The organism is Streptomyces sp. NPDC002784, from assembly GCF_053592135.1.
The window spans coordinates 651,690-672,088 of sequence record NZ_JBSFVD010000001.1 but is presented as its reverse complement, the minus strand read 5'-3'; the positions used below and the strand labels follow the sequence as shown (position 1 = coordinate 672,088).

The window sequence follows — 20,399 nt, the reverse complement described above, 5'->3', positions numbered from 1 at the left end:
AGACTAGGAGTAAATATGACCGAAATACGGGATTGATCCTGTGTGTCTTTCCGGCGGGCGGGCAACACCCGGCGGACAGATCCGTGAAGGTTGTCCACAGGCTGGGGGCGACTGGTGGCTGAAGTCGGGCAAGCCGGTCAGACTTTGGGCATGGGGGACAGGACCGGGCTTCGCCCACCGGTGCGGCCGGGACGACCTACAGCGGGAGGCAGCGGTGAGGACAGCGACACTGGGGCCGGCGCAACGCGCCGAGTCGCTCGCGGCAATGGCCGAGCGCGAACTGGATCTGCTGGTCGTGGGCGCCGGAGTGGTCGGCGCGGGCACCGCGCTCGACGCGGCGACCCGGGGCCTGTCCACCGGACTGGTCGAGGCGCGTGACTGGGCGTCGGGCACGTCGAGCAGGTCCAGCAAGCTGATCCACGGCGGCCTGCGCTATCTGGAGATGCTCGACTTCACGCTCGTGCGCGAGGCGCTCAAGGAGCGCGGCCTGCTGCTGGAGCGGCTCGCCCCGCACCTGGTGAAGCCGGTGCCGTTCCTGTACCCCCTTCAGCACCAGGGCTGGGAGCGGCTGTACGCCGGTTCCGGCGTCGCCCTCTACGACGCCATGTCGATGGCCCGCGGCCACGGCCGGGGCCTGCCCATGCACCGTCACCTGAGCCGCCGTCACGCCCTGCGGATGGCGCCCGCCTTGAAGAAGGACGCGCTGGTCGGCGCCCTGCAGTACTACGACGCCCAGATGGACGACGCCCGGTACGTCGCCACCCTGGTCCGCACCGCCGCCGCGTACGGCGCCCAGGTGGCCAACCGCGCGCGGGTGACCGGATTCCTGCGCGAGGGCGAGCGGGTGGTCGGCGCCCGGGTGCAGGACGTCGAGGCCGGCGGGGAGTACGAGGTCCGCGCCAAGCAGATCGTCAACGCCACCGGTGTGTGGACCGACGACACCCAGGCCATGGTGGGGGAGCGGGGGCAGTTCCATGTGCGCGCCTCCAAGGGGATCCACCTGGTCGTGCCCAAGGACCGCATCCACTCCGGGACCGGTCTCATCCTGCGGACCGAGAAGTCCGTGCTGTTCGTCATCCCCTGGGGGCGGCACTGGATCATCGGCACCACGGACACCGACTGGGACCTCGACAAGGCACACCCGGCCGCGTCCAGCGCCGACATCGACTATCTGCTGGAGCATGTGAACTCCGTGCTCGCCGTGCCGCTCACCCGGGACGACGTGCAGGGCGTGTACGCGGGGCTGCGGCCGCTGCTGGCCGGTGAGTCGGACGCCACCAGCAAGCTGTCGCGCGAGCACACCGTGGCCCATCCGGTGCCGGGGCTCGTCGTCGTGGCGGGCGGGAAGTACACGACGTACCGGGTGATGGCCAAGGACGCGGTGGACGAGGCGGTGCACGGGCTGGACATGCGGGTCGCGGAGTGCGTCACCGAGGACGTCCCGCTGCTGGGTGCGGAGGGCTACCGGGCGCTGTGGAACGCGCGGGCGCGCATCGCCGCCCGGACGGGGCTTCATGTGGTGCGCGTGGAGCACCTGTTGAACCGCTACGGCGCGCTGGCCGAGGAGGTGCTCGACCTCGTCGCCGCGGACCCCTCGCTGGGCGAGCCGCTGCGCGCGGCCGAGGACTATCTGCGCGCCGAGGTGGTGTACGCCGCCTCGCACGAGGGCGCACGGCACCTGGACGACGTGCTGACCCGGCGGACCCGTATCTCCATCGAGACCTTCGACCGCGGCACGCTCAGCGCCCGCGAGGCGGCCGAGCTGATGGCGCCGGTGCTCGGCTGGGACAAGGACCACATCGAGCGGGAGATCCAGCACTACGAGAAGCGGGTGGAGGCGGAGCGGGAGTCGCAGCGGCAGCCGGACGATCTGACCGCGGACGCGGCGCGGCTGGGGGCGCCGGACATCGTGCCGCTGTAGCCGTTTCGCTCGCCCTTGCACTCGCTCTTGCACTCGCCCTTTCGTTCGCCCGCTCGCTCAGCTCTTTGTTCACTCGAACGAGGGGCGGGAACGGGGATCTTCGCCCGGAACCCGGCCGTTCTACCGGGTGCGGGGGCAGAACTCGGCGGTGAGCAGCCGGGGTTCCAGACCGGGGTCCGTCACCGCCGTCGTGTTCACCCGGTAGGTCAGGACGCGGCGTCCGTCGACGGTGGCCGCGGTGCGCACGAAGCTGCCGGAGATGATCCCGTTGTGGCCCCACACCGTGGTGCCGCAGGGCAGCCGCACGGGAAACAGGCCCATGCCGTACAAGCCGTGTGCGGCGCGGGTGTCGAGCATCTCGCGCATCCAGTGCGGGGGCAGCAGTTCACCGCCGAGCAGCGCCGCGTAGAAGCGGTTCAGGTCGGCGAGCGTGGTCACCAGCTCACCCGCGGCCCCGGCCACCCGCGGGTCGAGCTCGGTGACATCGCGCCCGCCGGAGGTGTAGGCGCGGCCGTGCGGGGAGGGCAGCGAGGTGCGTGATCCGGGAAAGGATGTGCCGGTCAGCCGCAGCGGAGCGATCAGCCGGCGTTGGGCCTCGGCCGCGTAGGAGCGGCCGGTGACCTGCTGGACGACCAGGCCGAGCAGGACGTAGTTGGTGTTGGAGTAGGCGAAGCGGCCGCGGTCGGCCGGGGGGTGGGTGAGCGCGAGGCGGACGGCCTGACGAGGGGAGAGGGGGACCAGGCCCCCGGTGTCGGCGGTGAAGTCGTACAGGCCGCTGGTCTGGGTGAGCAGGGCACGCAGGGTCAGCGCGCGACCGTCGTGGCCCGCTCCGCGCACCAGGCCCGGCAGGTGCTCGTCCACCGGGTCGGACAGGGACAGCCGGTGTTCGGCGGCCAGTTGCAGGACGACCGTGGCGAGGAAGGTCTTGGTGATGCTGCCCGCCCGGAAGTGGTCGGCGGCGGAGATGCCGGGGCCGGCCTCGGCGTAACGGGTGCCGTCCTCCGTGCGGGAGAGCAGCGCCGCGGCCGGGGCGCCGCCCCGGGTGACCAGCAGCGGAAGCAACGCGTCCGCGGTGGGCGGGGAGGATGCGGCCGGGGTGAGCGCCAGCAGGGCCAGGGCCACAGGAACGGCCAGTAGGGTCCGCAGTGGCGGCATGGCGGGACCTCCTTGTCGGGGCCCATGATGCAGGGTGCGGAACGGCCGGTTCCGCCGGGGGCACACCCGGCTCCCGGTCCACTTGCGCACCAGCGGCACCCTGGGCGTCAGGCACTTGTCGGGTGAGAGACAATGGAGGCTCTGTCAGGGCGGGTTGCATGAGGGGACGCATGTCGGAGGCGGAGCGGGCGGGAGCATCCCGTCAGGACAACAGCGGTCGTCTCCTCGCCGGGCGGTACCGGCTGGGAGATGTGCTGGGCCGCGGCGGCATGGGCACGGTGTGGCGGGCGGAGGACGAGACGCTGGGCCGCACCGTCGCCGTGAAGGAGCTGCGGTTCCCCTCGACCATCGACGAGGAGGAGAAACGCCGGCTGATCACGCGGACGCTGCGGGAGGCCAAGGCCATCGCGCGGATCCGCAACAACAGCGCGGTGACGGTCTACGACGTGGTCGACGAGGACGACCGGCCCTGGATCGTGATGGAGCTCGTCGAGGGGAAGTCGCTCGCCGAGGTCATCCGGGAGGACGGCCTGCTGCAGCCGAGACGTGCGGCGGAGGTCGGGCTCGCGGTGCTCGACGTGCTGCGCTCGGCCCACCGTCAGGGCATCCTGCACCGGGACGTGAAGCCGTCGAACGTGCTGATCGCCGAGGACGGCCGGGTCGTGCTCACCGACTTCGGCATCGCCCAGGTCGAGGGCGACCCGTCGATCACCTCCACCGGCATGCTCGTCGGCGCGCCCTCCTACATCTCCCCGGAGCGGGCGCGCGGGCACAAGCCGGGCCCGGCGGCCGACCTGTGGTCGCTCGGCGGCCTGCTGTACGCGGCGGTCGAGGGGGTGCCGCCGTACGACAAGGGCTCCGCGATCGCCACGCTCACCGCGGTGATGACCGAGCCGTTGGAGGAGCCGAAGAACGCCGGGCCGCTGCGGGACGTCATCCACGGGCTGCTCACCAAGGACCCGGCGCAGCGGCTCGACGACGCCGGTGCCCGGTCGATGCTGAGCGCGGTCATCCACGCCCCCGAGCCCAAGGCGGAGGCGGAGGTGCAGGACGCGACGAAGGCCGTGCCGCTGCCGGCCCAGCCGGACGCGCCGGCGGACGCCGGGGAGCGGTTGCGGGGGGCGCTGCGTTCCGTGCGGAAGGCCGCCGTCTCGGCGGGGGCCGCGGACGCCTCGCGTGCCGACTCGGGTGGCGCGGCGGCCGGTTCGGGCGCGGGCGCCGACGAGCAGCGCGGTGCCTCCGGGGGCGACGGGCAGGGCGGGGGGCGCAGTTCGGGGTGGCCCGTGATGACGCCGCCGGATCTGCCGGCCCGGCCGGCGCCCAGGGCGCCGCTCACCGATGTGGTGCCGCGGCGGACGTTGCTGATCATCGCCGCGGTCGTGGTGCTGGCCCTCATCGGGGTGGTGCTGGCGGTCGCGTTCAGCGGGGACGACGACCCCAAGGGCACCGCGGCCGGTGGGGGCACCAAGACCTCGGCCGAGGCGAGCGCGAGCGGCGACACCAGGGACGACGAGAGCGGCGCGGCGACCCCGGACGGGCAGGCGAGCCCGTCCGCGTCGACCGGATCCACGCCGAGCGCCAGTGCGAGCGGTTCCGCCGGGGGCGGGGCGGGCTCGGACGGTTCGTCCGGAAGTGACGCCGGTGTGGCGGTCACGCATGAGGGCGGCCAGGGGTACTCCATCGGGCTGCCCAAGGGGTGGAAGTACCAGTCCACGAGCGCAGCGGGTGACCGGTTCACCGGGCCCGACGGGCAGAAGCTGCTCATCGGCTGGACCACTGAGCCCAAGGACGACCCCGTCGCCGACTGGGAGACCCAGGAGGGCGCCATGCGGCGCGCCCAGTACCAGCGGATCCGAATAGAGGCGGTGGAATACCGCGACTGGAACACGGCCGATTGGGAGTTCACCTACGTCGACGGGGGTACCAAGTACCGGAGCATCGACCGTGGGTTCGTGGTGGACGACGATCTCGGGTATGGGCTGATGTACACGGCGAAAGCCGCCAATTGGGGTACTGAGCTGCGTAAGGACACATGGCGGACGCTGACGAAGTCCTTCGAACCGGAGTCGTGATCCACCGCGACGGTGCGTGGTCACGGTTTGGTGCGTGAGATCTGGCATCCCCTCTTTGTGGGTTGCCTACGGCACGTATCGTGAGTGCTTGCGGACCGTACGCATCCAGGTATGCGGTCACAACGGGACGCAAGGCGAACGGATTTGACCAACCGGGCGGCCGGGGGAGGCGTCGTGGACGACTATGCGGGTCGGGTGCTCGCCGACCGCTACCGCCTGCCGCTGCCGCCGTCCGACGAGTACGAACTCACCGAGACGCGGGCCTTCGACACCTACAGCGGACAGGAAGTCCTGGTCCGGCAGGTGCCGTTGCCGGAGGTCGTCGAGGCCGAGGTGCTCGACGCGGAGGGGCTGCCCGACGGTTTCACCGCGCGTGAGCGGGGCGCGGCGCGGCGGCCGGCGGCCCGCGGCAGTGCCCGGCGGCCCAGTGATCCGGCGGTGCGGCGGGCGGTGGAGGCCGCGCAGGCCGCGGCCCGGATTCCGGACCATCCCCGGCTGGACCAGGTCTTCGACGTGTTCGCCGAGGGCGGTTCGCTCTGGATCGTCAGCGAGCTGGTGCCGGCGCGACCGCTGGCCGCGCTGCTCGCGGAGAAGCCGCTGACGCCGTACCGGGCGGCCGAGGTCGCCTCCGACGTGCTGATGGCGCTGCGGGTGCTGCACGCGCACGGCTGGGTGCACCGGAACATCACCGCCCGGACCGTGCTCGTCTGCGACGACGGACGGGTGATGCTGACCGGTCTCGCGGTGGGGGCCGCGGAAGAGGCGCTGTGCGGGTACGACCCGGTGCCGGCGGACGATGACGAGGGCGGCGCGGCGGTCGGCGGACCCGGTGGTCCCCCCGGTGGTTCGGTCTCCGTGGAGGTGGACCCCGAGGCCGCTCGGCGGGCCGCGATCGAGGCCCGGGAGGCCAGTGGGCTGCCCCCGGTCGGCGGACCGGGCGGCACCGCCGGCCCGATCGGCGCGGGTGCCGGAGGGGCGGGGCCCCGGGCCGTGGAGGCCGGTGGATCTGGTGGGTCTGGTGGGTCCGGTGGGTCCGGTGGGTCCGGTGGGGACATCCGGGCGGCGCGGGCCGGAGCGATCGCCGCGTACCGAGCGGGGGCGCGGGCCGCGGCCCGGGTACAGGAGGCGCAGAACGGCCGAGCCGCGTTGCCGGGCGCCCGCTCGGCCCCCGAGGGCAACGGGGCGCAGCAGCCGCCGTATCCCTCGGCGAACGGGGCGCAGCAGCCGCCGTATCCCTCGGCGAACGGGGCCCAGCAGCCGCCGTACTCCTCGGCGAACGGGGCGTCGCAGTCGCCGTACTCCTCGGGCGGTGGGGCGCAGCAGCCGCCGTATCCCTCGGCGAGCGGGGCGCAGCAGCCGTTTCCCTCGGGCAACGGCGCCCAGCAGCCGTACCCGACCGCGAACGGGGCCCAGCATCAGCCGTATCCCTCGGCCGGTGGCGCCCAGCAGCCGCCGTACCCCTCCGCCGACGGCGCTCACCAGCCGCCCGCCGGGACGCCCGGTCAGATTGCCGACCCGTACGGTGTCCGTGCCGGTTCCTGGCACGGTGCCGCCCCCCGCCCGGGCGCCCCGGGCGTGGCCCCGGAGTCGGCCGGCCGGTCAGGAGTCGAGGCGGGCCCGGGCCGCACCGCGCTGCCCCCGGCCGGGAACGGCCCGCTGATCCCTTCCCCCGGAACCCAGGGCACGGGCGCCCGCCGCCCGGGCTCCGCCGGACGCCCGCCCGCCGGTGCGCCGGGTTCCGGTGGGCACCTGCCTGCCGGTGCGCCGGGTCCCGCTGGGCACCTTCCCGCCGGTTCCCCAGGCTCCGCCGGACGCCCGTCCGTTGGTTCCCCGGGCCACACCGGTATCGCACCCGTCGTCCCGTCGCCCAGTCGTTGGGACGAGTTGGCCGCTACCGCGCCCGTGCGCCGGGGGCCCGCCACCGCGCTTGCCGCTGAGCGGGCCCGGCAGGCTCGTATGGCCGTCGTCGGGCCCGTCACCGAGCGGTGGGCGCCCGAGCAGGCCGGTCCCGTGCACGAGAACTGGCAGCTGGCGGCGCCCATCGGCCCGGCCACCGACCTGTGGGCGCTCGGCGCGCTGCTGTTCCGGGCCGTGCAGGGGCACGCCCCGTACCCCGAGGAGTCCACCGCCGAGCTGGTGCAGATGGTGTGCGCCGAGCCGCCCGCCTTCGCGGAGGAGTGCGGCCCGCTCCGGCCGGTCGTAGAGTCGCTGCTGCGCCAGGACCCCACCGAGCGGATCGACTTCGAGGAGCTGCGCGGCTGGCTGCGCTCCCTCGTGCGGTCCGCGCCCGAGCCGGAGGCCGGTGCGCATGTCGTCGCCGCGCCGCCCGCCGACGCCAGCCGGCTGCCGGTGGTGCGCCGCAGGGGCGAGCTGGTGCGCAGGCGGCGTGCGGGGCTGCCCGCGCACCAGGGACGGCACAAACGGGCCCGGAAGGAGGAGAGTTCGCCGCGCAGCCTGGGCCGTACCCTGCTCGTGCTGATCCTGCTGCTGATGGCGGGAGCCGTCGCGTACGCCATGCTCTTCATGCCGAAGGCCGAGAGCGGTGGCGCAGAGGACGCCGGCCGGGCCGGCGCCACGGGCGAGGTCGGCCGGGCGCCGGAGGCCAGCAGTGAGCCCCGGCCCGACCAGACCTCACCCGGCGAGGAGCCGGAGAAGCCCGAGAACAGCCCTTCGGAGTCGGCGCGTTCGACCGACTCCCAGACCACCGGTCCCGATGTCGCCGACGGCTTCACCCTGCGCGCGGACGACGAGGGCTTCCGGGTCGCCGTCGCCAACGGCTGGGACCGGGAGGCGAAGAACGGCCGCGGACAAGTGGTCTACGCGCACGGCGACTTCGAGCTCATCGTCGTACCGGGCCGGGACACCGCGGACGAGTTCGGCGGCGACCCGATGGCGTACCAGCGGGAGGACGAGCCCGAGCTGCAGCCGTACCGGGACTCCAGCTGGGCCACCTCCACCGGTCTGAAGACCATCGAGGTGGGCGGACGGAGCATGGCCGAGGGCCAGTTCACCTGGACCGACGACGAGGGCCGCGAGCGGTTCGTCCGCAACCTCGCCATCCTGATCGGCGACCGGTACCACGTCGTGCAGGTGCGCGGTCCCGAGGCGGAGCGGGACGAGGTGACCCGGCTGTTCGAGCAGGCGTCGGCGACGTATCAGGTCACCGGCTGATCGCGTCAGGTCACCGGCTGATCGCGCGGCCCGACGCTGGGTGACGGCAACCGTCACAGTGCTGTCTCCGTGTCACCCCGCCGGTTCCCCGGGCGCGGCCCGGTCCCTAATCTGAACCCGTCAAGAACATTGCGGGGCGACGTGAATCAGATGCAGGGCCAGCTCCTCGCGGGGCGCTACCGACTGGCCGAGACCATCGGCAGCGGCGGTATGGGCCGGGTGTGGCGTGCGCACGACGAGGTACTGCACCGGGCCGTCGCCATCAAGGAGTTGACCGCCGCGCACTTCGTCTCCGACAGCGACCAGGAGCGGCTCCTCGCCCGCACCCGGGCGGAGGCCCGGGCCGCCGCGCGAATCAACCACTCCGCGGTCGTCACCGTGCACGACGTGCTCGACCACGACGCCCGGCCGTGGATCGTGATGGAGCTGGTCGAGGGCGACTCGCTGGCCGACGCGGTCAAGGACCGCGGCCGGATCGAGCCGCGCGAGGCCGCCCGGATCGGCCTGTGGGTGCTGCGCGCCCTGCGCGCCGCGCACGCGGCCGGCGTCCTGCACCGCGACGTCAAGCCCGGCAACGTCCTGCTCGCCGACGACGGCCGCGTCCTGCTCACCGACTTCGGCATCGCCCAGATCGAGGGCGACACCACCATCACGCGCACCGGCGAGGTCGTCGGCTCCGTCGACTACCTGGCCCCGGAGCGCATCCGCGGCCACGATCCGGGCCCCGCCTCCGACCTGTGGGCCCTCGGCGCCACCCTGTACACGGCGGTGGAGGGCCGTTCGCCGTTCCGCCGTACGTCCCCGCTCACCACCATGCAGGCGGTCGTCGAGGAGGAGGCCCCGCGGCCCGCGTACGCCGGTCCGCTCGGCCCGGTCATCGCCGCGCTGCTGCACAAGGACCCCGCGGTGCGCCCCGACGCCGTCGCGGCCGAGCTGATGCTCGCGGAGGCGGCGGAGGGCCGGCGGCCGAACGCGGCGCAGCTGTACGTGCCGACCCAGCACGCCCACCCCGGTTCCGGACCCGAGACGCCCACGACCCCGGAAGCGGCGGCGGCCACGCCGTATCCGCCGCCGAGCGGACCGGCGTACGGGCCTGCCACCGCCGACCAGGCTCCCGCCGCCCCTTCCCGGCGCCGCCGGCTGCGTACGCTCGCCCTGGTCGTCGTGCTGGCCGCGCTGGTCGGCGGAGGCACCGTCGTGGCCCTCCAGAAGTGGGACGAGGGGCGCCGGACGAACCGGACGTCCCCGTCGCCGAGCCCGACGCCCACGGCCGGGGACAGTGCGAGCGCGAACCCCGACAGCACCGTCCCGGCAGGCTGGGTGCCCGTCGACGACCCGCTCGGTTTCGGCCTCTCCCTGCCCGAGGGCTGGTCGCGGAGCAACTACGAGAAGTCGGGCGACTTCCAGCGGGTCGACTACTCGCCCGACGGCGGCAGGAACCTGCTGCGGATCACCATGGACAGCTCCCCGGACTTCAACGACCCGTATGCCCACCTCGCCGACCTGAGCCAGGTGCTGGGCGGGCGGCTGGTGGACTACACGCAGGTCGGCCTGGAGCGCGGGGCCTACCGCGACCGGCCGGGCGCGCGGCTGGAGTACACCTGGACCCAGCTGGCGAAGGACTCGCCCTTCCCGGGACCGTTCCGCGCCGTCGACCGGATGTATCTCGCCCGCAGCGGCGTCGAGTACGCGATCTACGCGTCCGCTCCCGTCGGCGAGTGGGCCGCCGCGGAGGAGCGGTTCGAGATCGTCCTGCAGAGCTGGCGCGAGGGCTGAGCACCCACCGGGGGCAAGTTGGCCGGTCAGCGCCGCGGAGCGCGGGCGTCCGGCGCGGCATGATGGGACGTATGGCGACCCACGGGGATCAGGGGGAGGGCGACTTCCGGGTCATCGCGGGCCGTTACCGCCTGGAGGAGCGGATCGGGCGCGGCGGGATGGGCGTGGTCTGGCGGGCCACCGACCAACTGCTCAAACGGCGCGTGGCGGTCAAGGAGTTCCCCTTCGACGAGGGCGACTTCGGATCGCTCACCCCGGGGGCCCTCCGGCGGCGCCGTGAGCGCACGCTCCGCGAGGCACGGACGGTCGCGCGGCTGCGGCATCCGCACATCATCGTCGTGCACGACGTCATCGAGCACGCCGAACGGACGTACATCGTGATGGAGTTGATCGACGGGGGCTCCCTCGACGACCGGATCTCCGGGCACGGGCCGGTCGACGCCGTCGAGGCCGCGCGGATCGGCGCCGATCTGCTGAGCGCGCTGCGCACCGCGCACGAGGCCGGGGTGCTGCACCGCGACATCAAGCCCGCGAACGTCCTCATCGACGCCGGTACCGGCCGGGTCGTGCTCACCGACTTCGGCATCGCCCGGATCGCGGGGGCCAGCACCCTCACCGAGACCGGCACCTTCGTGGGCTCGCCCGAGTACACCGCGCCCGAGCGGATGTCCGGCGCCAGGACCGGGCCCGCCTCCGACCTGTGGTCGGTGGGGGCGCTGCTGTGCACGGCGGTCAGCGGTGAATCGCCCTTCCGGCGCGACTCGTTGGGCGGCATCCTGCACGCGGTCGTGTTCGACGAGATACGGCCGCCGCCGCAGGCCGCGCCGCTGCTGCCCGTCGTACGGGGGCTGCTGGAGCGCGATCCGCAGCGGCGCCTGGACGCGGCGCGGGCCGAGTGGATGCTGCGGGACTTCCTGGCCACCGGCCGCCCACCGGGACCGGCGCCGGCCCCGTCGGTCTGGCGGTCCCGGCGGGGCGTGCTGGCGAGCGTGCTGCTGGTCGCCGCGGTGGCGGTGGCGGGGGTGTCGGCGGTGGCGCTGCTGGTGAAGGGGGAGGGGAACGGACCCGTACCGCCCCCGTCGAGCGCCAGCCCGCGGACCTCGGTGAGCACGTCCGTCCCGCCCTCGCTCACCCCTTCACCGACGCTGTCCCCCCGCGCGTACATAAATGGGAGATAAGCCCCGCCCCGGGTCACGGGTCTGCTACCGGACAGTGTTCGAGGTGGAACGCGGGGCCCCGGGCGCGATATGGATGGACGCATGAGCAGCAACGGGGGAGCCCCTTACGGATCCGACGAGCCAACCAGTTTTGGTCTGCAACCGCCGAGACCGGCCGCGGCGGTGCCGCACGCGGCCCATGGGCCGCACCTGGGCCACGGTCCGCACCCGGACCAGCATCCGCAACCGGACCGTGTGCCGCATCCCGGCAACCCCTACGCGACGCCCACCCAGGTCGTGCCGGAGCAGCCTCGGCCCGCGCAGGATCCGGGCGCCGGGCGGCTGATCGGCGGCCGGTACCGGCTGCTGAGCAAGCTGGGGCACGGGGGCATGGGCACCGTGTGGCGGGCCAAGGACGAGACCGTGGGCCGCGAGGTGGCCGTCAAGGAGCCCCGCATCCCGGACCACCTTCCCGAACGCGAACGCGCCAACGCCTTCGAGCGGATGCGCCGCGAGGCCCGCGCCGCGGCCGGGCTCGACCACCCGGCCGTCGTCAACGTGTACGACGTCGCGGTGGTGGACGGCCGGCCCTGGATCGTCATGGAGCTGGTGCAGGGCCGTTCGCTGGGTGACGTCCTCCAGGAGGGCACCCTCGGCGCCCGCGAGGCGGCCCGCATCGGCCTCGACGTGCTCGGCGCACTGGAGGCCGCGCACGCGGCGGGCATCCTGCACCGGGACGTGAAGCCCGACAACGTGCTGCTCGGGCGGCACGAGCGCGTCGTGCTCACCGACTTCGGCATCGCCCAGATCGAGGGCGAGACCAATCTGACCGACACCGGCGGCTTCGTCGGCTCGCCCGAGTACATCGCCCCCGAACGCGTGCTGGGCCAGCGCCCGGGCCCCGCGAGCGACCTGTGGTCCCTCGGTGTGGTGCTGTACGCGGCGACGGAGGGCGTCTCGCCGTTCCGCCGCAGCAACACCCCGGCCACGCTGCAGTCCGTCCTCAACGCCACCCCGGCCGCGCCCGCCTCCGCGCAGGGTCCGCTCGCCGAGGTCATCACCGGGCTGCTCCAGAAGGACCCGGCCCGCCGTCCCGACGCCGCGCAGACGCGGGCGCTGCTGGAACGGGCCGCCAACCCGCCGGTGCAGGCGCCGACGCAGGTCGTCCCGTTCGGGATGGCCGGGGGCGGGACGGCCGGGGGCGGTGCGGCTGGGGGCGGTGCGGCCGAGGGCGGGGTCCGCGTCGGCCGCAAGACGCTGATCGGCGTCGGCGCGGCGGTCGTCGCGCTGGCGCTGGCGGCCGCCTTCGTCGTCGTCGCCGACCCGTTCGCGGACGAACAGCCGCCGGACCCCTGGGCGCAGCGGGCGCACGCCAACCTGGGTGTGACGCTGAGCGTGCCCGAGGAGTACCAGGTGGGCAAGCCGGACGCCGACGACACCGACAAGAACTGGGTGACGTACACCGACTGGAGCGGCGGCATCTGGGTCGGCGTGAACGTGGCCAGGAAGTCCGAGGACACCTCGGGCACCATCAAGAACACCGCCGCCGCCGCGATGTACGACGACAACGAGAAGTTCAAGAGCACCGGCTCCTACGACCTCGGCATGCCCGAGGACCCCACGACCGATCCCGAGGAGACCCGCTACAAGGGCGAGAAGGCGGCCGAGAACACGGTCAAGTACATCACCAACGACACCCAGAACCCGCGCCCGCGCGAACTGCGGATCTTCTACTACAAGACGTCCAAGGGCGACCTGTACAAGGTGACGATCAGCTACCCGGGCAAGGGCGACTTCACCGAGCGGGGCCGCGAGGTGGCGCGTTCCGTGATCGAGAAGCTGGAGATCAATCCGCTGTGACGCGGCTGGTGGGCGGACGGTACCGGCTGGTCGAGCGCATCGGCTCCGGCGGTATGGGCACGGTGTGGCGCGCGCACGACGAACTCGTCGACCGCGAAGTCGCCGTGAAACAGCCGCGGTTGCCCGGCGAACCCGAGGACGAGGCGTACCAGCGGGCCGCCCACCGGCTCTACCGCGAGGCCCGGGCCGCCGCCCGCGTCGACCATCCGTCCGCCGTCGCCATCCACGACGTGGTCGTCGAGGAGGACGGACTGCCCTGGATCGTCATGGAGTTGGTGCGCGGCGAGTCCCTGCACGAGCGGCTCAAGGACGGCCCGCTGGAGCCCGCCGAAGCGGCCCGGACCGGCCTCGCCGTCCTCGGCGCCCTGCGCGCCGCGCACTCCGTCGGCATCGTGCACCGGGACGTCAAACCGGCCAACGTCCTGCTCGGCCCGCACGACCGGGTCGTCCTCACCGACTTCGGCATCGCCCACGTCCAGGGCGAGGAACCCCTCACCGCCACCGGGGAGTTCGTCGGCTCCCTGGAGTTCATCGCCCCCGAGCGGATGTCCGGCCGCACCGCGGGCCCCGCCTCCGACCTGTGGTCCCTCGGCGTCCTCCTCTACGCCGCCGTGGAGGGCTGGTCCCCTTTCCGCCGTACGACGATGGAGTCCACGCTCGCCGCGATCCTCGCCGTCGATCCGCCCGCGCCGAAACGGGCCGGCGCCCTCGGCCCCCTCCTCGTCCGGCTGCTGGCCAAGGACCCCGCCGAGCGCCCGGACGCGCAGCGGACCGCGGAGGCGCTGGAGGCGGTGGTCCCCGAGCGGGCCCGGGAGCCCGCACCCCAGGACGCCGCGGAACTGGCGGAGTTCGGGGACGACATCAGGACGATGCGGCTGGCCGCGGACGAGGACACCTCCACCGAGCCGGTCACCGCCGAACCGATACCCGCCGAACCGATGCCCGCCGAGCCGATACCCGCCGGACCGCCCCCGGTGGCCCGGCGCCTCCTCCTCCCGCGCCGCCCCCTCCCGCTGGCCGTCCTGGGCGTCCTCCTGGCCGGCTCCTGCTGGCTGGGCATCGCCCTGCTCGCCGGACCCGACAGCGGCGCGGTCCCCAGGAACACCGCCGCCCGCAAACCGGCGCCCAGCGCCGGCGCCACCGGCGCCACTTGGGCCGCGCACACCGAGAAGGCCATGCACGCCACCCTCGCCCTCCCCGCCGGGTACGAGGAGTTCGCCCGCCAGGGCACCGACGCCGTCCAGCCCCGCGTGGTCGAGTACGCCGACCCGGACGGCGCCGTACAGGTCCGCTTCACCCTCTGGGACAAGGCCCCCAGCGCCCCCCTGACCCAGGCGAAGCAGCACGGGCGGACCTTTGAGTTCTACGGCGACGCCGACACGCGGCACACCCCCACCAGCCTCAAGGGCTGGGAGGCCGTGCAGTCGGACAGCACCTTCGGCGACCAGGACGCCCGCCGCCGCGTCATGGAGATCCTCGTCCGCACCGACGACGGCCGGCTGTACGAGCTGCGGGTGGAGATGCCCAAGGGCACGGCCGAGGAGAAGGAGGGCACGGCGGTTTTCAAGAACGCGCGCGACCGGCTCAAGATTTCCCCAACGCCCTGATCAGCGTGTTTGTTGCCAGTGGACGCTGGCGGGATGTGTGCACTCGGTGAATCCCCGTTACCGACGGGTACACAAAGGCTCCGCCGCGGCATACCCTGCGCGTCATGACGGACTCGCAGGCCCCGGCACAGACCGGCACGAATCCCCTCGCCCCCGCCCCGGAGGGCGTCCGCACCGCTGCCGACGTGGTGACCCCCGAGCTGGTCGCCCAGCTGACCAAGGGCGTGACCGGATCGGGCCGCACCGCCAACCACACGCCGTTCACCGGCGAGAAGCTGGCGGACCTGCCGGAGTCCACGCCCGAGGACGTGGAGAAGGCGTTCGCCGCGGCCCGCGCCGCCCAGGCGGTCTGGGAGCAGGTCCCGGTACGCGAGCGCGCCGCGGTCCTGCTGCGCTTCCACGACCTGGTGCTGGCCCGCCAGGCCGAGGTCCTCGACCTGATCCAGCTGGAGACCGGCAAGGCCCGGCTGCACGCCCACGAGGAGGTGCAGGCCGTAGCCGTCGCGGCCCGCCACTACGGCCGCCGGGCCGCCGCCTACCTGCGGCCCAAGCGGCACACCGGCGCCATCCCGGCCCTCACCAAGGTGACCGAACTGCGCCACCCGCGCGGGGTCGTTGGCCAGATCGCGCCCTGGAACTACCCGCTGGAGCTGTCCGTCGGCGACGCCCTGCCGGCCTTCGTCTCGGGCAACGCCGTCGTCATGAAGCCGGACACGGAGACCTGTCTGACCGCCCTGTGGGCCCGTGACCTGCTCGTCGAGGCCGGTCTGCCCGCCGAGGTGTTCCAGGTGGTGCTCGGCGACGGACCGGTGGTCGGACCCGAGGTCGTCAAGCACGCCGACTACGTCTCCTTCACCGGCTCCACCCGCACCGGCCGCGAGGTCGCCCGGAGTGCCGCCGCCCGGCTGGTCGGCGTCTCCCTCGAACTCGGCGGCAAGAACGCCATGCTGGTCCTGGAGGACGCCGACATCGAGAAGGCGTCCGCCGGCGCCGTCCGCGCCTGCTTCTCCTCCGCCGGCCAACTGTGCATCTCCATCGAGCGGTTGTACGTCCACGAGTCGATCGCCGACGCCTTCCTGGAGCGCTTCGCCGCCCGGACCAAGGCCATGCGCCTCGGCCGCTCCCTCGCCTACGGCGCCGACATGGGCTCCCTGGTCGGCGAGCGCCAGCTGGAGACCGTCAAGCGGCACGTGGAGGAGGCCGTCGCCAAGGGCGCCACCCTCGTCGCCGGCGGTGTGGCCCGCCCGGACATCGGCCCGTACTTCTTCGAGCCGACCATCCTCGACGGCGTCGAGGCGCCCATGGCGGTCTGCACCGAGGAGACCTTCGGCCCGGTCGTCTCCGTCTACCGCTTCACGAGCGAGGACGAGGTGATCGCCCACGCCAACGCCACGCCGTACGGCCTCAATTCCTCGGTCTGGACGAAGGACGGCCGCCGTGGCCGCGCGGTCGCCGCCCGGCTGCGCACCGGCACGGTCAACGTCAACGAGGGCTACGCCCCCGCCTACGGCAGCGTCCAGTCGCCGATGGGCGGCATGAAGGACTCGGGCCTCGGCCGCCGCCACGGCTCCGAGGGCATCCTCAAGTACACCGAGGCCCAGACGGTGGCCCACCAGCGCCTGCTGCCGATGGCGCCGTCGCTGGGCATGGACGACGAGAAGTACGCCCGGTTCATGAGCAGGAGCCTGCGGCTGATGAAGGCCTTCCGGTTCCGGTAAAGGGGAGAACGCGTGAGCAAAGACGCTTACGACTACGACGTCATCGTCGTCGGATCCGGCTTCGGCGGTTCGGTGACCGCCCTGCGCCTGACGGAGAAGGGCTACACGGTGGGTGTCCTGGAAGCGGGCCGCCGCTTCACCCCCGACACCCTCCCCAAGAACTCCTGGGACCTGAAGAACTACCTCTGGGCGCCGAAGCTGAGGATGTTCGGCCTCCAGCGCATCCATCTGCTCGGCAACGTCATGGTGCTGGCCGGGGCGGGCGTCGGCGGCGGCTCGCTGAACTACGCCAACACCCTCTACGTACCGCCCAAGCCGTTCTTCGACGATCCGCAGTGGCGGCACATCACCGACTGGCAGGAGGAGTTGAAGCCGTACTACGACCAGGCCCAGCGCATGCTCGGCGTCCGGCTCAACCCGACCATGACCCCCTCCGACGTCCATCTGAAGGCCGCGGCCCAGCGCATGGGCGTCGGGGACACCTTCCACATGGCCCCGGTCGGCGTCTTCTTCGGTGACGGCAAGGACGCGGACGGCACGGTCAAGGCCAAGCCCGGCGAGGTCGTGGACGACCCCTACTTCGGCGGGGTGGGCCCGGCCCGCCAGGCCTGCACCGAGTGCGGCGGCTGCATGACGGGCTGCCGGCAGGGCGCGAAGAACACCCTGAACGAGAACTACCTCTACCTCGCCGAGAAGGCCGGCGCGGTCGTGCACCCCATGACGACGGTGGTGTCGGTCACCGACGACTCCCAGGGCGGGTACGCGGTCGCCACCCTGCCGACGGGCCGCAGGAAGAGCGGGGGCCGCACCTTCAAGGCCCGCCGGGTCGTCCTCGCCGCCGGCACCTACGGCACCCAGACCCTGCTGCACCGGATGAAGGCGAGCGGACACCTGCCGTATCTGTCGCCCCGGCTGGGCGATCTGACCCGGACCAACTCCGAGGCGCTGGTGGGCGCGCAGACCACCGACCGGCGCTACCGCAAGGTCAGCGGCGAGAAGAAGGTCGACTTCACCCGCGGGGTGGCCATCACGTCCTCGATCCACCCCGACCCGAACACCCATATCGAGCCGGTCCGTTACGGCAAGGGCTCCAACTCCATGGGCAGCCTGACGATCCTCCAGGTCCCCTACACCGAGGGCTCCTCCCGGGTCGCGGCCTGGCTGGGGCACGCGGCCCGGCATCCGCTGCAGGTCCTGCGCTCCCTGTCCAACCGGCGCTGGTCGGAGCGGACCATCATCGGGCTGGTGATGCAGTCCCTGGACAACTCCCTGACGACGTACCTGAAACCGGACGGCGTCGGCAAGGGCATGCTGACCGCCCGCCAGGGCCACGGCTCCCCGAACCCCATGCAGATCAAGGCGGCCACGGAGGGCGCGTCGGCGATCGCGGCCGAGATCAACGGCTTCGCGGGCTCCAACATCGGCGAGCTGATGGGCACCCCGCTCACCGCCCACTTCCTCGGTGGCTGCCCGATCGGGGACTCGCCCGAGACCGGCGTCATCGACCCGTACCACCGGCTCTACGGCCACCCCGGCATCTCGGTGGTCGACGGCGCCGCTGTCTCGGCGAACCTGGGGGTGAACCCCTCGCTGACCATCACGGCGCAGGCCGAGCGGGCGATGTCGCTGTGGCCCAACAAGGGCGAGGAGGACCCACGTCCGGCGCAGGACCGGCCGTACCAGCGGCTCCAGCCGGTCGAGCCGAAGGCGCCCGCGGTCCCGATGGAGGCGTTCGGCGCGCTGCGGCTGCCGTTCCTGGGGATGCCGGCGGTGCCGCCGAAGAAGTGACGGAACACGAGAAGGACCTGCGCCCCCCTCCGAGCGCAGGTCCTTCTCCTTTCCTTGCGTCAGGCTCTCTTCTTGCGTGAGCCTCCGGTGAGGCTTACGCCTCGGCACCCGCCTTGCGGCGCTTCATCGCGAACACGACGCCCGTACCGGCGACGATCGCGATCCCGCCGATGGTGGCGAGGGCCGGCAGGTCGGAGTCCGAACCGGTCTCGGCGAGCTCACCGTCGACGTCGACCTCGCTGACGTCGGTGATCTCGTCCTTGCCGCCGGTCTGCGGCTTGGAGTCGTCCGGCGTGCCCGGCTTCGAACCGGCCGGCAGCACCTCGAAGAAGTAGATGCCGTAGTTCTCGTCCTCGGAGGTCCAGCAGCCGTCCTCGGTCGAGTACTCGGCCAGACCGATGGCGATGCCGACCGCGCTCGGGACCTCGCGGGCGATGCTCACCCGCAGGTCGTAGCTGATCGACTGGCCGCCCTCGAGCGTGAAGGTGTTGAGCGCGCCGCCCTCACCGAACTGGGTGGCGAGGTCGACCCAGCCGCCGCCGCTCCTGACCTGCACGGTGACCAGGTCGGTGTAGTCGTCCTCCAGCTCCCAGTCCATCGCGGCGACGCCGACGACGGGCATGATGTCCTCGATCGTCTCGTCGCTGGAGTTGCTGACGTCGAACTGGAAGTCCGTCCAGCCGCTGCCCGCGACGACGGTCTCCGGCAGGCCGGACAGCGAGCTGTGCAGGGCCTCGCTGATGTCCCAGACCGGGTCGCCGTTCTCGTCGACCGGGCACTCCTCGACGACCTCGTCGCCGTCCTCGTCCTCGGACTCCTCGTCGGAGGGGGTGCTCTGGCTCGGCGACGGGGAGGCGCTCTGGTCGGCCGGCGGGGTGGTGCCCGACGGTGCCGGGCTGGTGCTGTCGTCACCGGCCGGGGTCGAGGTCTCGGGTGCCGGGCTGGTGCTGTCGTCACCGGCCGGAGTGGAGGTCTCGGGCGCCGGGGTGGTGCTGTCGTCGCCTGCCGGGGTGGACTGGTCGGCGGCGGGCGTGCTCTCCGACGTCGACGGCGCCGGCGACGTCTCGTCCGTCGCGAACGCGGCCGGTGCGGACAGCAGCGCGATCGGCGCTATGGCGGCCGTCGCGGCCGCGGCGGCCAGGGCACGGCGAAGCTTCATGAAGACCTCGGGAAGTCGGTGCGGGAGGCCGCCGCCTGGGGGTGCGGGTGTGGCCATCGGTTCGCATGGTTTGATCCGCGAACCCTGCGAATGGTTGTCCTCGCACTCACACAGTTTTTATGTGACCTGGCTCACGCCTCTGCGGCGGGGTGCGGAGACGGCGAAGGGCCCCGCGGGGACGGAGCCGCGGGGCCCTTCCTTCGTCAGCACCGACGTCAGGGCGTCGCCGGTGCCGGGAGCGGCGCCGGGGGGTTGCGCCGCTGGTCCGGTGGTGGCCGTGAGATCTCGGCCTGCGGCATTGCGGTGCGACAGCACAGGGCAATGCGAGGGTGTGTTCCCGGCGGCCGGCCCCGGGCGTCCCCGGAGCCGGCCGTTTCTCTTGGGTGACCGGGCTGCTGTCCCCTGCCGTCCGGTCACTCGACTGGAGCGAGGTCCCACGACGCACGGCACGATCCGCACGTCTCATCGCTCCAGTGAGCCACGCGTGGTTCTCTCGGGCCCGCCCCTGGCTGGCACGGACACCTCCACCAACGAAGCGCCTCGCCCCCGGTCACGCGCCGTACGGGTGAGGGCGGGCCCGAACTCAGATGCGACCGCGGCACAGTTCGAGCAGCGTCATCGCGAGGGCGGTGCCGGGCTTGCCGAGCGCCTGCCGGTAGTGGTCGAGGATCTCCATCTCACGGGAGAGGTTCACCCGGCGCCCGCCCGAGGAGATCCGGGCCTCCTGAACGACCGCGGAGACGGCCATCCGTTCCTGGATCAGGCCGATGATCCGGTCGTCGAGGGAGTCGATGCGCTGCCGGGCACCGGTGATCACTCCGGCGGCCTCGTCGGTACGGGCGCCGGTCTTCTCTGCTGCGGTGGCGGTCATGCCGGGGGTCTCCTGTACGGGGTGGGGTGCCCCGGGGCGACACGGTCCGGAAACGACAGGCGCCCCGGGCCTTGTCGGCCCGGGGCGCCTGGGAAGTCGCTTGTCAGTTGCTCAAGCAGCACGACCATGGCAGCCGGCGGGCCG

Annotated in this window: 12 protein-coding genes; 9 read left to right on the top strand and 3 right to left on the bottom strand. The window is 73.0% G+C overall.

Going from position 1 to position 20,399, the window contains the following annotated elements; genetic code table 11:
* Nucleotides 1-214: 214 nt before the first annotated feature.
* Nucleotides 215-1,921 carry a glycerol-3-phosphate dehydrogenase/oxidase gene (locus tag ACWD1Z_RS02995; protein WP_451115023.1) on the top strand — a complete coding sequence of 569 codons (1,707 nt, stop codon included), beginning with the start codon at nt 215-217 and terminating at the stop codon, nt 1,919-1,921.
* A gap of 120 nt (nt 1,922-2,041) precedes the next feature.
* Here ACWD1Z_RS02995 and ACWD1Z_RS02990 read toward each other — a convergent pair whose 3' ends face one another.
* A complete protein-coding gene (locus ACWD1Z_RS02990) occupies nt 2,042-3,076 on the bottom strand; it encodes a serine hydrolase domain-containing protein (protein WP_451115021.1) in 1,035 nt (344 codons plus the stop codon).
* Nucleotides 3,077-3,246: 170 nt separating this feature from the next.
* Here ACWD1Z_RS02990 and ACWD1Z_RS02985 point away from each other — a divergent pair, with 170 nt between their 5' ends.
* The 8 genes from ACWD1Z_RS02985 (at nt 3,247) to ACWD1Z_RS02950 (ending at nt 18,225) form a co-directional block, all read left to right on the top strand.
* Nucleotides 3,247-5,148, top strand: coding sequence for a serine/threonine-protein kinase (locus tag ACWD1Z_RS02985; protein ID WP_451115019.1), 1,902 nt, complete (start codon nt 3,247-3,249; stop codon nt 5,146-5,148).
* A gap of 174 nt (nt 5,149-5,322) precedes the next feature.
* Nucleotides 5,323-8,319, top strand: coding sequence for a protein kinase (locus tag ACWD1Z_RS02980; protein WP_451115017.1), 2,997 nt, complete (start codon nt 5,323-5,325; stop codon nt 8,317-8,319).
* A gap of 150 nt (nt 8,320-8,469) precedes the next feature.
* A complete protein-coding gene (locus ACWD1Z_RS02975) occupies nt 8,470-10,095 on the top strand; it encodes a serine/threonine-protein kinase (RefSeq protein ID WP_451115450.1) in 1,626 nt (541 codons plus the stop codon).
* 71 nt (nt 10,096-10,166) lie between these two features.
* Nucleotides 10,167-11,273, top strand: a complete 1,107-nt coding sequence (locus ACWD1Z_RS02970) for a serine/threonine-protein kinase (RefSeq protein ID WP_451115016.1) — start codon at nt 10,167-10,169, stop codon at nt 11,271-11,273.
* Nucleotides 11,274-11,354: 81 nt separating this feature from the next.
* On the top strand, nt 11,355-13,112 hold the full coding sequence (locus tag ACWD1Z_RS02965) for a serine/threonine-protein kinase (protein ID WP_451115014.1): 1,758 nt from the start codon (nt 11,355-11,357) through the stop codon (nt 13,110-13,112).
* 53 nt (nt 13,113-13,165) lie between these two features.
* A complete protein-coding gene (locus ACWD1Z_RS02960) occupies nt 13,166-14,719 on the top strand; it encodes a protein kinase domain-containing protein (RefSeq protein ID WP_451115448.1) in 1,554 nt (517 codons plus the stop codon).
* A 104-nt stretch (nt 14,720-14,823) separates the two neighbouring features.
* Nucleotides 14,824-16,437, top strand: a complete 1,614-nt coding sequence (locus tag ACWD1Z_RS02955) for a succinic semialdehyde dehydrogenase (protein WP_451115013.1) — start codon at nt 14,824-14,826, stop codon at nt 16,435-16,437.
* 12 nt (nt 16,438-16,449) lie between these two features.
* Nucleotides 16,450-18,225, top strand: coding sequence for a GMC oxidoreductase (locus ACWD1Z_RS02950; RefSeq protein WP_451115011.1), 1,776 nt, complete (start codon nt 16,450-16,452; stop codon nt 18,223-18,225).
* Nucleotides 18,226-18,319: 94 nt separating this feature from the next.
* Here the strand turns inward: ACWD1Z_RS02950 and ACWD1Z_RS02945 are convergent, their stop codons facing one another.
* Nucleotides 18,320-19,384 carry an LPXTG cell wall anchor domain-containing protein gene (locus tag ACWD1Z_RS02945; protein ID WP_451115010.1) on the bottom strand — a complete coding sequence of 355 codons (1,065 nt, stop codon included), beginning with the start codon at nt 19,382-19,384 and terminating at the stop codon, nt 18,320-18,322.
* 583 nt (nt 19,385-19,967) lie between these two features.
* A complete protein-coding gene (locus tag ACWD1Z_RS02940; RefSeq protein WP_451115008.1) occupies nt 19,968-20,255 on the bottom strand; it encodes a chorismate mutase in 288 nt (95 codons plus the stop codon).
* Between the last annotated feature and the right edge of the window lie 144 nt (nt 20,256-20,399).